Source organism: Pseudomonas sp. NPDC089396, from assembly GCF_044749545.1.
GTDB lineage: Bacteria > Pseudomonadota > Gammaproteobacteria > Pseudomonadales > Pseudomonadaceae > Aquipseudomonas.
Genome location: NZ_JBIVIC010000005.1, coordinates 120487 through 134465, shown reverse-complemented (window position 1 = coordinate 134465; position 13979 = coordinate 120487). Strand labels below are relative to the sequence as shown.

11 protein-coding genes are annotated in these 13979 nt (G+C 63.5%); 6 read left to right on the top strand and 5 right to left on the bottom strand.

What is annotated here, in order from left to right; translation table 11 throughout:
* Positions 1-270: 270 nt before the first annotated feature.
* The 4 genes from ACIPZB_RS10935 (at position 271) to trxC (ending at position 7525) form a co-directional block, all read left to right on the top strand.
* Positions 271-2013 (top strand): potassium/proton antiporter, encoded by a 1743-nt coding sequence (locus ACIPZB_RS10935; RefSeq protein WP_400640215.1) that lies wholly within the window; start codon positions 271-273, stop codon positions 2011-2013.
* Positions 2014-2048: 35 nt separating this feature from the next.
* Positions 2049-5357: a mechanosensitive channel MscK gene (mscK, locus tag ACIPZB_RS10930; RefSeq protein WP_400640214.1), complete on the top strand. Its 3309-nt coding sequence runs from the start codon at positions 2049-2051 to the stop codon at positions 5355-5357.
* A gap of 167 nt (positions 5358-5524) precedes the next feature.
* A complete protein-coding gene (gene selO, locus ACIPZB_RS10925; protein WP_400640213.1) occupies positions 5525-6985 on the top strand; it encodes a protein adenylyltransferase SelO in 1461 nt (486 codons plus the stop codon).
* 105 nt (positions 6986-7090) lie between these two features.
* Positions 7091-7525, top strand: a complete 435-nt coding sequence (trxC, locus tag ACIPZB_RS10920; protein ID WP_400640212.1) for a thioredoxin TrxC — start codon at positions 7091-7093, stop codon at positions 7523-7525.
* Here the strand turns inward: trxC and ACIPZB_RS10915 are convergent.
* Positions 7522-8295 (bottom strand): ParA family protein, encoded by a 774-nt coding sequence (locus ACIPZB_RS10915; protein WP_400640211.1) that lies wholly within the window; start codon positions 8293-8295, stop codon positions 7522-7524. The genes trxC and ACIPZB_RS10915 overlap by 4 nt on opposite strands.
* 33 nt (positions 8296-8328) lie before the next feature.
* On the opposite strand from ACIPZB_RS10915, the gene ACIPZB_RS10910 reads away from it, so the two are divergent.
* Positions 8329-8466, top strand: a complete 138-nt coding sequence (locus ACIPZB_RS10910; RefSeq protein WP_400640210.1) for a hypothetical protein — start codon at positions 8329-8331, stop codon at positions 8464-8466.
* Here the strand turns inward: ACIPZB_RS10910 and ACIPZB_RS10905 are convergent.
* Positions 8459-9358 (bottom strand): LysR substrate-binding domain-containing protein, encoded by a 900-nt coding sequence (locus ACIPZB_RS10905; RefSeq protein WP_400640209.1) that lies wholly within the window; start codon positions 9356-9358, stop codon positions 8459-8461. The two genes, ACIPZB_RS10910 and ACIPZB_RS10905, sit on opposite strands and share 8 nt — an antisense overlap.
* Positions 9359-9466: 108 nt before the next feature.
* Here ACIPZB_RS10905 and ACIPZB_RS10900 point away from each other — a divergent pair, with 108 nt between their 5' ends.
* Positions 9467-10711 carry an MFS transporter gene (locus ACIPZB_RS10900; RefSeq protein WP_400640208.1) on the top strand — a complete coding sequence of 415 codons (1245 nt, stop codon included), beginning with the start codon at positions 9467-9469 and terminating at the stop codon, positions 10709-10711.
* A gap of 101 nt (positions 10712-10812) precedes the next feature.
* Here the strand turns inward: ACIPZB_RS10900 and ACIPZB_RS10895 are convergent, their stop codons facing one another.
* From ACIPZB_RS10895 to ACIPZB_RS10885, 3 genes are all read right to left on the bottom strand, one after another.
* On the bottom strand, positions 10813-11160 hold the full coding sequence (locus ACIPZB_RS10895; RefSeq protein WP_008093139.1) for a YgiW/YdeI family stress tolerance OB fold protein: 348 nt from the start codon (positions 11158-11160) through the stop codon (positions 10813-10815).
* Between the two features lie 117 nt (positions 11161-11277).
* Positions 11278-12342: a uroporphyrinogen decarboxylase gene (hemE, locus tag ACIPZB_RS10890; RefSeq protein WP_008093137.1), complete on the bottom strand. Its 1065-nt coding sequence runs from the start codon at positions 12340-12342 to the stop codon at positions 11278-11280.
* 196 nt (positions 12343-12538) lie between these two features.
* Positions 12539-13957, bottom strand: coding sequence for an FAD-dependent oxidoreductase (locus tag ACIPZB_RS10885; RefSeq protein ID WP_008093019.1), 1419 nt, complete (start codon positions 13955-13957; stop codon positions 12539-12541).
* Between the last annotated feature and the right edge of the window lie 22 nt (positions 13958-13979).

The following is a 13979-nucleotide window of genomic DNA, read 5'->3' as shown; positions in this document are numbered from 1 at the left end:
GCACTGGGGCCGCTTTGCGGCCCTTTCGCGACACAAGGCCGCTCCTACAGGGATCCACGTACTCTTTGTAGGAGCGGCCTTGCGTCGCGATCGAGGGCGCAGCCCTCGCAACAGCGACAACTCAGAAAAGGCACCCTCCGCGGTGCCTTTTCTACATCAGCAGAAACGCTTTACAGCCTGCCAATTCATCAGGTTAGAATCAATTGGCACGCGACCTGCTAGTTCATTCTCGCAAGTCCCTTCCCCCGCGATGTACCGGAGTACCTGCCTTTGGATGCCAGCACCATCAACAGCCTGTTCCTCATCGGCGCATTGCTGGTGGGCGCAAGCATCCTGGTCAGCTCGCTGTCGTCGCGCCTGGGCATCCCGATCCTGGTCATCATCCTCGCCGTCGGCATGGTCGCCGGGGTCGATGGTGGCGGCATCATCTTCAACAACTACCCAACCGCCTACCTGGTGGGCAACCTGGCACTGGCGGTAATCCTCCTCGACGGCGGCCTGCGCACGCGGGTGGCGAGCTTTCGCGTAGCGTTGTGGCCGGCCCTTTCGCTGGCCACCGTCGGCGTGATGATCACCACTGCCCTGACCGGCCTGGTCGCGGCCTGGCTGTTCAACCTGAGCCTGATCCAGGGCCTGCTGATCGGCGCCATCGTCGGCTCCACCGACGCCGCGGCAGTGTTCTCGCTGCTGGGCGGCAAGGGCCTGAACGAGCGGGTCACGGCCACGCTGGAAATCGAGTCGGGCAGCAACGACCCGATGGCGGTATTTCTCACCGTTACCCTGATCGACATGATCGCCAGCGGCCAGACCGGCCTGCACTGGAGCCTGCTGACCCACCTGTTGCGCGAATTCGGCATTGGCGGCCTGCTCGGCCTGGGGGGCGGCTGGTTGATGCTGCAACTGGTCAACCGGATCAACCTGGCCGGCGGCCTGTACCCGATCCTGGTGGTGGCCGGCGGCCTGGTGGTGTTCTCGCTGACCAACGCCCTGCATGGCAGCGGCTTCCTCGCCGTTTACCTGTGCGGCCTGGTACTGGGCAATAAACCAATCCGCAGCCGACACGGCATCCTGCACATGCTCGACGGCATGGCCTGGCTGGCGCAGATCGGCATGTTCCTGGTGCTGGGCCTGCTGGTCACGCCCCACGACCTGCTGCCGATCGCCCTGCCGGCGCTGGGCCTGGCGCTGTGGATGATCCTGGTTGCCCGCCCGCTGTCGGTGGTCGCTGCGCTGTTGCCGTTCAAGGCCTTCCATGGCCGCGAGAAAGCCTTCATTTCCTGGGTCGGGCTGCGCGGTGCGGTACCGATCATTCTGGCGGTGTTCCCGCTGATGGCCGGGCTGCCGGAAGCCCAGCTGTTCTTCAACCTGGCGTTCTTCATCGTGCTGGTGTCGCTGCTGGTGCAGGGCACCAGCCTGCCGTGGATGGCCAAGTTGCTGAAGGTCACGGTACCGCCGGACCCGGCGCCCATCTCGCGCTCCGCGCTGGAGGTGCATGTCACCAGCGAGTGGGAGCTGTTCGTCTACCGGCTGGGCGCGGAAAAATGGTGCATCGGCGCCGCCCTGCGTGAGCTGAAGATGCCTGAAGGCACGCGCATCGCCGCCCTGTTCCGGGGCGAGCAGTTGCTGCACCCGTCGGGCAGTACCGTACTGGAGGTCGGTGACATGCTCTGCGTGATCGGCCACGAACATAACCTGTCTGCCCTGGGCAAGCTGTTCAGCCAGGCGCCGCAGCGTGGCCTGGACCTGCGCTTCTTCGGCGACTTCGTGCTCGAAGGCGATGCCGAACTGGGCGCGGTAGCCGCGCTTTATGGCCTGAAACTCGACGGCCTGGACGCGAAAATGCCGCTGGCGCAGTTCATCCGACAGAAGGTCGGAGGCGCTCCAGTAGTAGGCGACCAGGTCGAATGGCACGGCACAATCTGGACCGTGGCAACCATGGACGGGAACAAGATCCAGAAAGTGGGCGTCAGATTCCCCGAAGGAACGCGACCCGGACCAGGATTGTTCCTCTAAACTCCGTTTTCGCTCGAGTCACAAGTAGTCTGCCTATGTCCCTGCGCGTGTACCTTCGCACAGCCCTCCTCGGGCTGTGCCTGTCCCTTTCGTTCGCGGCTGCCGCGGCCGAAACGCCGACCACTGCCAGCATCCAGAACAGCCTCGACAAGATCGCCGAGCGCAAACTGCCCGAAGCCGACCAGAAAGCCCTGCAGCAAGTGCTGGAGCAAACCCTTGCGCTGCTGGCCAGCAAGGAAGACAGCGAAAAGAAGCTGGCTGCGCTCAAGCAACAGTTGGCCAACGCGCCGAAAGAAACCAGCGACAGCCAGAAAGAGCTGGCCAAGCTCAAGGACAGCAAGCCGCAACCGGTCGCCCAGCGCTACGCCAACCTCAGCGTGCCGCAGCTGGAGCAGATGCTCAGCGAGCGCAACACGCTGCAAGGTGAACTGCAAAAAGCGCTGTCGGAAGCCAACAGCCTGATCATCAACTCGCAAACCCGCCCCGAGCGTGCCCAGGCCGAGATCAGCAGCAACCAGACCCGCAGCCAGCAGATCAACAACATCCTCAAGAGCGGCAAGGACGGCGGCAAGGCGATCAATGCCGACCAGCGCAACCAGCTCACCGCCGAGCTGGCCTCGCTCAATGCCCTGACCCTGCTGCGCCGCCAGGAGCTGGCCGGTAACGGCGTACTGCAGGACCTCGGCAACGCCCGCCACGACCTGCTGATCGACCGCGCCGCGCGGCTGGAGCAGGAAATCCAGGACCTGCAGACGCTGATCAACGAGAAGCGCCTGGCCCAGTCCCAGCAGACCGTCACCCAGCAGTCGATCGAGGCGCAGAAGGCCGGTGGCAGCACCCTGCTGGCCAGCGAGAGCGCGGCCAACCTCAAGCTTTCCGACTACCTGCTCAAAAGTACCGACCGCCTCAACGAACTGACCCAGCAAAACCTGCGCACCAAGCAACAACTCGACAGCCTGACCCAGGCCGACCAGGCCCTGGACGAACAGATCAGCGTGCTCAAGGGCAGCCTGTTGCTGTCGAAGATCCTCTACAAGCAGAAACAGGCCTTGCCGCACCTGAAGTTCGATCGCGACCTGGCCGACCAGATCGCCGACATCCGCCTGTACCAGTTCGAGGTCAATCAGCAACGCGAGCAGATGAGCAGCCCGGTGACCTACGTCGACAAGCTGCTGGCCAACCAGCCGCAGGAAGACGTGAACCCGGCGCTGCGCAAGGCCCTGCTGGAAGTCGCCATTACCCGCAGCGACCTGCTCGAACGCCTGAACCGCGAGCTGTCGGCACTGCTCAACGAATCGATCACCCTGCAGCTCAATCAGAAGCAGCTGCTGGGCACTGCCCAGGGCCTGCGCACCACCCTCGACGAGCAGATGTTCTGGATCCCCAGCAACAAGCCGCTGGACTGGGACTGGCTGCGCTATGTGCCTGAACGCTTCGCCAAGCAGGTCGCCGACCTGCCCTGGGGCTCCGGCCTCAAGGAGCTGACCGACGGCCTGAGCCAGCGCCCGCTGCTGTTCCTGCCCTTGCTGCTGGTGATCGGCGCCCTGCTGTGGCGGCGCAAGTATCTGTACCAGCGGCTGAGCAAGGTGCACCAGGACATCGGCCATTTCCGCCGTGACAGCCAGTGGCACACGCCCCAGGCCATCCTCATCAACATCCTGCTGGCGATGCCGGTCAGTCTGGGCCTTGCCCTGTGCAGCTACGCCTTGCAGATCGACGCTCGCGGGCAGAACGCCAACCTCGGCGCGGCGCTGTGGCAGCTGGCCCAGGCCTGGCTGGTGTTCTACACCGCCTACCGCATCCTCGCCCCCGGCGGGGTGGCGGAAATCCACTTCCGCTGGCACAAGCCGCAGGTCGAGTTCCTGCGGGGCTGGGTACGCCGGCTGGGCACCGTGGTGCTGGCCTTGGTTGGCGTGGTGGCGGTGGCCGAGCACCAGCCCTCGGCGCTGGCCGACGACGTACTGGGCATCGGTGTGGTGCTGACCTGCTATGCGCTGATGGCCTGGTTGCTCAGCCGCCTGTTGCTGAGCAGCCCCGCCCACCGTGATACCTCGCTGTTCCGCCGCGCTGTCGGGGTGGCCTTCACGGCCTTGCCGATCGCCTTGTTCGTGGCGGTGTGCTTCGGCTACTACTACACCGCGCTGAAGCTCACCGACCGGCTGATCTACACCCTGTACCTGCTGCTGTTCTGGCTGGTGATCGAGGCCGCCTTCGTGCGCGGCCTGTCGGTGGCGGCGCGGCGCCTGGCCTATCAGCGCGCCCTGAGCAAGCGCGCGGCGGCCAAGGAAGGGCTCGATGGCGAGGTCATCACCGAAGAGCCGACGCTGGATATCGAACAGGTCAACCAGCAGTCGCTGCGCCTGATCCGCCTTGCCCTGCTGGGTGGTTTCATTGCCGGCCTGTACTGGGTCTGGGCGGACCTGATCTCGGTGTTCGCCTACCTCAACAACTTCACTTTGTACGAATACACCAGCGGCACCGGCAGCGCGGCCAGCATGGTGCCGATCAGCCTCGGCGACCTGCTCGGCGCGCTGGTGATCGTCGGCATCACCTTCGCCCTGGCCCGCAACCTGCCGGGCTTGCTGGAGGTGCTGGTGCTGTCGCGCCTGAACCTGGCCCAGGGCAGCGCCTATGCCACCACCACGTTGCTGTCGTACATCATCGTCGGCATCGGCATCGTCACCACCCTGTCGACCCTCGGGGTGAGCTGGGACAAGCTGCAGTGGCTGGTGGCAGCGCTGTCGGTGGGCCTGGGCTTCGGCATGCAGGAGATCTTCGCCAACTTCATCTCCGGCATCATGATCCTGTTCGAACGCCCGGTGCGCATCGGCGACACCATCACCATCGGCAACCTGTCGGGTACAGTGAGCAAGATCCGCATCCGCGCCACCACCATCACCGACTTCGACCGCAAGGACATCATCGTCCCCAACAAGACCTTCATCACCGGTCAGCTGATCAACTGGTCGCTGACCGACACGGTCACCCGGGTGACGCTGAAACTGGGCATCGACTACGGCTCCGACCTGGACCTGGTGCGCGATCTGCTGCTCAAGGGTGCCCACGAAAACCCACGGGTGCTCAAGGACCCGGAGCCGATCGTGTACTTCCTCAACTTCGGCGAAAGCTCGCTGGACCACGAGCTGCGCATGCACGTGCGCGACCTGGGCGACCGCAACCCGACGCTGGACGAGATCAACCGCTACATCAGTCGCGAGTTCAAGGCGCACGACATCAAGATTTCCGTGCGCCAGGTCGAGGTGTTCCTGATGGACGCCACCGGCGGCAAGCAGCAGTTGATTCCGGTGGAACAGCCGAAAACGGATGGCACTGCGCCAAGCTGAGTGGACTCCAACGGGCATGACCGCCAGAATGCTGGCGAGGGCTTTGCCCTCGATCGCCGGCAAGCCGGCTCCCACAGTTACAGGAACTGCGCTGGACCTTGTGGGAGCCGGCTTGCCGGCGATGGGCCGCCAAGCGGCCCCAAGCACCGATCCCCAGGAGCAGCCCCGTGAAAGCCCTCGACCAACTCAGCTTCGACAACCGCTTCGCCCGCCTGGGTGACGCGTTCTCCACCCAGGTGCTGCCCGACCCCATCGCAGACCCTCGCCTGGTGGTAGCCAGCGAGTCGGCCATGGCCCTGCTCGACCTCGACCCCGCGCAAGCCGAGCTGCCGATCTTCGCCGAGCTGTTCAGCGGCCAGAAGCTCTGGGAAGAAGCCGACCCACGGGCGATGGTCTATTCCGGCCACCAGTTCGGCGCCTACAACCCACGCCTGGGCGATGGTCGCGGCCTGCTGCTGGCCGAAGTGCTCACCGACGCGGGCGAGCACTGGGACCTGCACCTCAAGGGTGCCGGCCAGACCCCGTACTCGCGCATGGGAGACGGGCGCGCCGTGCTGCGCTCGTCGATTCGCGAATTCCTCGCCTCCGAAGCCCTGCATGCGCTGGGCATCCCGACCAGTCGGGCGCTGTGCGTGATCGGTTCAAGCACCCCGGTATGGCGCGAAACCCGCGAAAGTGCAGCCATGCTCACGCGCCTGGCGCAGAGCCACGTGCGCTTCGGGCATTTCGAATACTTCTACTACACCAAGCAGCCTGAACAGCAGCGGGTGCTGATCGATTACGTGCTGGAGCAGCACTACCCCGAATGCCGCGATGCCGAACAGCCCTACCTGGACATGTTCCGCACCATCGTCGAGCGCAATGCCGAACTCATCGCCCGCTGGCAGGCCTATGGGTTCTGCCATGGGGTAATGAACACCGACAACATGTCGATTCTTGGCATCACCTTCGACTTCGGCCCCTACGCGTTCCTCGACGACTTCGATGCCAACTTCATCTGCAACCATTCCGATGATCGCGGCCGCTACAGCTACGCCAACCAGGTGCCGATCGGCCACTGGAACCTCAGCGCCCTGGCCCAGGCGCTCACCACGGTCATCGAGGTCGAGCCGCTGAAAGAAGCGCTGGGTTTGTTCCTGCCGCTCTACCAGGCGCACTACCTGGACTTGATGCGCCGGCGCCTGGGCCTTGCCACCGCCGAAGACGACGACATGGCGCTGGTCGAACGCCTGTTGCAGTGCATGCAGAGCGGCGGCGTGGACTACAACCTGTTCTTCCGCAAGCTGGGCGATCAACCCGTGGCCGCTGCCCTCACCGTGGTACGCGACGACTTCATCGACCTTGCCGGCTTCGACGCCTGGGGCGCGGACTACCTGGCCCGCTGCGAGCGCGAAGCCGGCAACGCCGAGGGGCGGCGCGAACGCATGCATGCGGTGAACCCGCTGTATGTGCTGCGCAACTACCTGGCGCAGAAAGCCATCGAAGCGGCCGAAGCGGGGGATTACAGTGAAGTGCGTCGCCTGCATCAGGTGCTGAGCCGGCCGTTCGAGGAGCAAGCCGGGATGCAGGCCTATGCCGAGCGACCGCCGGAGTGGGGCAAGCATCTGGAAATCAGCTGCTCCTCATAGGCCTCATCGCCGGCAAGCCGGCTCCCACAGAGGGCAGCAGTGCACTCCCCTGTGGGAGCCGGCTTGCCGGCGATAGGGCCCGATCAAACACCACAAGGAACTGACATGACCGACCCGCTACTGATCCCCTGCCCCCACTGCAACGGCCTCAACCGCCTGCCCGCCACGCGCCTGGGCGATGCTCCAAAGTGCGGCCGCTGCAAACAGGATGTACTGCTCGGCAAACCCTTCGACCTCAGCGAAAGCAGCTACGCCAGCCAGATCAAAGGCGACCTGCCGCTGTTGGTCGACGTCTGGGCCGACTGGTGCGGCCCGTGCAAGTCCTTCGCCCCCACCTTCGAACAGGCCGCCGGCCAGCTCAATGGCCGCTGCCGCCTGGCCAAGCTCGACAGCGAAGCCAACCGCAACCTGGCCGGGCAACTGGGCATCCGCTCGATTCCCAGCCTGATCCTGTTCAAGAATGGCCGCGAAGTCAGCCGCCAGGCTGGAGCGTTTCCACTCCAGTCGTTGCTGGAGTGGCTGCGTAGTCAGGGGGTCTAGGCGTTCTCTTCAAGCAGGGAATGCAACTCGACGAACTGCTGGGTCAGCTTGTGCCGTGGCTCCAGGTGGATCAGCGGCAGGCTGGCATGGTGCGACTCGCGCATCTTCACCGAACTGCCCAGGTACACCGGTAACACCGGCAAGCCTTCGGCCAGCAACTCGTCGAGCATCTGCTGGGGCAGGCTGGCACGGGACTGGAACTGGTTGACCACGATCCCTTCGACCGCCAGGTCTTCGTTATGGTCTTCCTTGAGCTCTTCGATCTCAGCCAGCAGGCCATACAGGGCCTGGCGAGAGAAACTGTCGCAGTCGAAAGGAATCAGTACGCGATCAGCGGCGATCAGTGCCGATACTGCATAGAAATTCAACGCCGGTGGCGTGTCGATGTAGATCCGCTCGTAGTCCTCGTCCAGCTCGTCGAGCAACTTACGCAGTTTGTTGATCTTGTGCTTGGCCTCAAGCTTGGGCTGCAGGTCGGCCAGCTCCGCCGTGGCGGTGACCACATGCAGGTTGTCGAACGGAGTTTCGTAGATATCGACCTTATTCTTCTTGCTGAATGGCCCGCTGGACAGGCTCTGCTTGAAGAAATCGGCGATACCCATGGGGATGTCTTCGCCGGTAAGCCCGGTCAGGTATTGAGTCGAGTTGGCCTGAGAATCCAGGTCGATCAGCAAGGTCCGATAGCCTTCGCTGGCGCTGACTGCCGCCAGGTTGCAAGCGATGCTCGACTTGCCTACGCCACCTTTCTGATTGAACACCACGCGCCGCATGAGAGACCTCCGTGTATCAACGAATGACCGAGTATGTGGCGGCGCGGCGGCAATGGCCAGCGGCATTTGCCGGACGTTGACGGCAACGATACCCCTGCCCCGCGCGAAAACTGGGCACCCTCGCCGCCCGAGATGCTCGGCGAGCGGCACTGGCCGCTGCACCTCAATTGACAGCGGAAGTCGCGTCGGTGACCAGTTCGGCGAAGGCCTTGGCCATCGCCGAGCTGCCACGCTCACGTTGTACCAGCCACACGGCCGACGTCGCGCCCTCGTCGAGCAAGGTCCGATAGACCACGCCCTCGATCCGCATACGCTGGAAAGAAGCCGGCAATACCGACACCCCAAGGCCTGCGGACACCAGCCCGATGATGGTCATCGCCTCGCCCGCTTCCTGGGTGAAGTGCGGGCTGAACCCTGCCTGCCGCGCCAGGCTCAGCAGCTGGGCGTACAGACCACTGCCATAGCTGCGCGGGAAGAACACAAAAGGCTCATGGGCCAGCTCGGCAATGTGCACGCCCTGTTCGGTACCCGCGGCCAGCGGATGCGACGCATTGATCACCGCCACCAAAGGCTCGCGGAACAGCTCGGTGGCTACCAGGCCTTCGGGCAGCGGCATTGGCCGCATCAGCCCGATTTCGATGGACTCGTCGAACACACCCTCAGCCACATCGCGGCTGCTCATTTCCTTGAGGCTCAGGTGCACGGCAGGAAAACGCTGGCGAAAGGCATGGATCGCCTTGGGAATCTTCGAGGTGAACGGCGCCGATGCGGTGAAGCCGATCTTCATCTCGCCCAGCTCCCCCAACTGCGCCCGGCGTGCCACATCGGCCGCTTTCTCCACCTGCGCCAGCACCTGCCGTGCCTCGTCGAGGAACAACCTGCCAGCCTCGCTCAGTTCGACCCGACGATTGGTACGCTCGAACAACCGTGCCCCCAACTCCTGCTCCAGCGCCTGGATCTGCTGGCTCAGGGGAGGCTGGGAAATGCCCAGTTGCTGGGCTGCACGGCCAAAGTGCAGCTCTTCGGCAACGGCGATGAAATACCGCAAATGGCGCAGTTCCATGATCAGCTCCGATTGGGTCGTAAAACCTCTTAAACAGGTCGAACAATATATTGGATCTAATCATTAGCCAGCTATAAGCTTTTTTCATTGCAACAGAGGTACCCGCCCGTGAAAACTGCTGTAGCACCCCTTCCCGCCGCACCCGAACCTGCCCCGCTGAACGACATCTGGATCGAAAAAGGCACCCCTGCCTTCATGAAGACCGTGCTGGCCCTGTTCAGCGGCGGCTTCGCCACCTTTGCCTTGCTGTACTGCGTACAGCCGATGATGCCGTTACTGTCCCAGGAGTACGCGATCAATGCCGCGCAAAGCAGCCTGGTGCTGTCGGTATCCACCGCCATGCTGGCGTTCGGGCTGCTGATCACCGGGCCGATTTCCGATCGCATCGGGCGCAAGCCGGTGATGGTCTTCGCCCTGTTGTGCGCGGCCTTGTCGACCATGGTCAGCGCGGTCATGCCGACCTGGGAATGGGTACTGGCGACACGGGCGCTGGTCGGGCTGTCGCTCAGCGGCCTGGCAGCCGTGGCCATGACCTACCTGAGCGAGGAGATCCATCCACAGCACATCGGCCTGGCCATGGGGCTGTACATTGGCGGCAATGCCATCGGCGGCATGAGCGGCCGCCTGATCACCGGGGTACTGATCGACTTCGTCAGCTGGCACATGGCAATGCTGATCATCGGCGGCCTGGCCCTGGTGGCGGCGCTGGTGTTCTGGAAGGTGCTGCCGGAATCGCGCAACTTCCGCGCACAATCGCTCAAGCCCCGCAGGCTGCTGGATGGCTTCGTCATGCACTTCAAGGATGCCGGCCTGCCGTGGTTGTTCCTCGAGGCCTTCCTGCTAATGGGCGCCTTCGTCACCCTGTTCAACTACATCGGTTATCGCCTGCTGGCGGGGCCCTACCACATGAACCAGGCGCTGGTCGGCTTGCTGTCGGTGGTGTACCTGTCGGGTATCTACAGTTCGGCGCAGGTCGGCGCCCTGGCCGACAAGCTGGGCCGGCGCAAGGTGTTCTGGGCCAGTATCGTGGTGATGGCGGGCGGGTTGCTGATGACCTTGGCAACGCCTCTGGTGCTGATAATCCTGGGCATGCTGGTGTTCACCTTCGGTTTCTTTGGTGCGCACTCGGTGGCCAGCAGCTGGATTGGGCGGCGGGCGCTGAAGGCCAAGGGGCAGGCCTCGTCGCTGTACCTGTTCTGCTACTACGCGGGGTCGAGCGTGGCGGGTACGGCGGGCGGGGTGTTCTGGCATCACTGGGGGTGGAACGGTATCGGGCTGTTCATTGGCAGCTTGCTGGCGGTGGCGTTGATGGTGGCGTTGCACCTGAGCAGGCTGGAGCCCAAGAAGGCCTGAGCATTTGGGGCTGCTTTGCAGCCCATCGCTGGCAAGCCAGCTCCCACAAGGTCAGCGGTGATCTGTGTGGGAGCCGGCTTGCCGGCGATAGGGCCTTCGGATCAGTTCACGATCTCGACAATATCCACATCCACTTCACGGCTCATCAGGTGCTTCTCCACTTCGCCGGTCAGCTTGACCTTGGTCTTCTCGTTGAACGGCGTCGGCGGCAGGTCTTCGTCATCGATTTCAACCGTGATCGTGCCGGTGTTGTCCTTGAACTCGTACTTGTCGTCGTTGTTGATCTTCTTGGTCACAAAGCCCTGCAGCACCACCGGCGTGTCATCGGCGGCATCATTGGCAGCAGCCACACTGGTCACCGACTGTGCACCCGGGCCGGTATAACCGGCTGCCAGGGCAGCGGTGCTGAAGAGCGGGGCAAGGATCAGGGCGAGGTAACGTGCTTTCATGGGGATCGGGTCCTGTTTCGGTTTCGATGGGCCCAGATTAACGACGATCGCTGAATTGAAACTTAATGCCATAAAAAAACCCGGCGCCAGGCCGGGTTTTCTGTATCTGCCATCAGATCACTGATGGTACTGCGCCGACAGTTCGTGCACGGCGTTGATGAACACGCCCGCATGCTCTGGGTCGACTTCCGGCGTGATGCCATGCCCCAGGTTGAACACGTGGCCCGTGCCCTTGCCGTAGCTGGCAAGAATACGCGCCACTTCCGCGCGGATCGCTTCTGGCTTGGCGTACAGCACCGTCGGGTCCATGTTGCCCTGCAGTGCCACCTTGTCGCCGACACGGCGGCGCGCATCGCCGATCTCGCAGGTCCAGTCCAGGCCCAGCGCGTCGGCGCCGGCTTCGGCGATGCTTTCCAGCCACAGGCCGCCGTTCTTGGTGAACAGGATCACCGGCACCTTGCGGCCTTCGTGCTCGCGGATCAGACCACTGACGATCTTGCGCATGTAGGCCAGGGAGAATTCCTGGTACGCCGCCGCCGACAGGTTGCCGCCCCAGGTGTCGAAGATCTGCACGGCCTGAGCGCCAGCGAGGATCTGGCCGTTGAGGTAGCTGGTGACCGACTGGGCCAGCTTGTCCAGCAGCAGGTGCAGGGCTTGCGGGTTGTCGTAGGCCATCGCCTTGGTCTTGCGGAAGTCCTTGGAAGAGCCGCCTTCGACCATGTAGGTGGCCAGGGTCCATGGGCTGCCGGAGAAACCGATCAGCGGCACACGGCCATTGAGTTCGCGACGGATGGTGCTGACCGCGTCCATGACATAGCCCAGGTCTTTCTGCGGGTCAGGGATCGGCAGCGCTTCGATGTCGGCCGGGGTGCTGATGACTTTCTTGAAACGTGGGCCTTCGCCGGTTTCGAAGTACAGGCCAAGGCCCATGGCGTCGGGGATGGTGAGGATGTCCGAGAACAGGATCGCCGCGTCCAGCGGGTAGCGGTCCAGCGGCTGCAGGGTGACCTCGCAGGCGAACTGCGGGTTCATGCACAGGCTCATGAAGTCACCGGCCTTGGCGCGGCTGGCGCGGTACTCCGGGAGATAGCGGCCGGCCTGGCGCATCATCCATACCGGGGTGACGTCTACGGGTTGCTTGAGCAGTGCACGCAGGAAACGATCGTTCTTCAGGGCAGTCATGTCGGCATCCGGAAAAAAAGTGCGGGCATTTTCTCAGACGGGAGCGCAAAAGGCACGGCTGAGACCATGCGTTTTGTCTATTGGATGCGTTGGATCAAGCAGTTTTGTATACAAAACCGGCCTCATCGCCGGCAAGCCGGCTCCCACAGGTATTGTGGGAGCCGGCTTGCCGGCGATGAGGCCGGTTCAGCCAGAATCAGACTTCCAGATAGTCCAGGATGCCTTCGGCAGCGGTACGCCCTTCGAAAATGGCGGTCACCACCAGGTCCGAACCGCGCACCATATCGCCACCGGCGAAGACTTTCGGGTTGCTGGTCTGGTGCTTGAACTTGCCCTTCTCCGGCGCCACCACGCGGCCCTGGCTGTCCATCTGGATGCCATGCTGCTCGAACCACGGCGCTGGGCTCGGACGGAAGCCGAAGGCGATCACCACGGCATCGGCCGGCAGGATTTCTTCAGACCCTGGAATCGGCTCGGGGCTGCGACGGCCACGGGCGTCCGGCTCGCCGAGACGGGTCTCGACCACCTTCACGCCTTCGACCTTGTCCTCGCCGACAATGGCGATAGGCTGGCGGTTGTAGAGGAACTTCACGCCCTCTTCCTTGGCGTTCTTGACCTCTTTGCGCGAGCCCGGCATGTTGGCTTCGTCACGACGGTAGGCACAGGTCACCGCCTTGGCGCCCTGACGGATGGAGGTGCGGTTGCAGTCCATCGCGGTATCGCCACCGCCCAGTACCACCACCTTCTTGCCCTGCATGTCGACGAAATCTTCCGGCGACTTCTCGAAGCCCAGGTTGCGGTTGACGTTGGCGATCAGGAAATCCAGCGCGTCATGCACGCCCGGCAGGTCTTCACCCGGGAAACCACCTTTCATGTAGGTGTAGGTGCCCATGCCCATGAACACGGCGTCGTACTCGGCGAGCAGCTGCTCCAGGGTGATGTCCTTGCCCACCTCGGTGTTCAGGCGGAACTCGATGCCCATGCCGGTGAAGACTTCGCGGCGATTGCTCAGCACGGTCTTTTCCAGCTTGAACTCAGGGATGCCGAAGGTCAGCAGGCCGCCGATTTCCGGGTTGCGGTCGAACACCACCGGGGTCACGCCAGCGCGCACCAGCACGTCGGCACAGCCCAGGCCCGCAGGACCTGCACCGATGATCGCGACGCGCTTGCCGGTCGGCTTGACCTTGGACATGTCCGGGCGCCAGCCCATGGCGAACGCGGTGTCGGTGATGTACTTCTCCACCGAGCCGATGGTCACCGCGCCGAAGCCGTCGTTCAGGGTGCAGGCACCCTCGCACAGGCGGTCTTGCGGACACACGCGGCCGCACACTTCCGGCAGGGTGTTGGTCTGGTGCGAAAGCTCCGCCGCCGCCAGGATGTTGCCTTCGGAAACCAGCTTCAACCAGTTGGGGATGAAGTTGTGCACCGGGCACTTCCATTCGCAGTACGGGTTACCGCAGCCCAGGCAGCGGTGCGCCTGCTCCACGGATTGCTGCGGCTTGAAGGGTTCGTAGATCTCCACGAACTCCTTCTTGCGCTGGCGCAGGAGCTTTTTCTTCGGGTCCTTGCGGCCCACTTCGATGAACTGGAAGTCGTTGTTCAGACGTTCAGCCATTTTTCAAAACCTCTTTACCGCA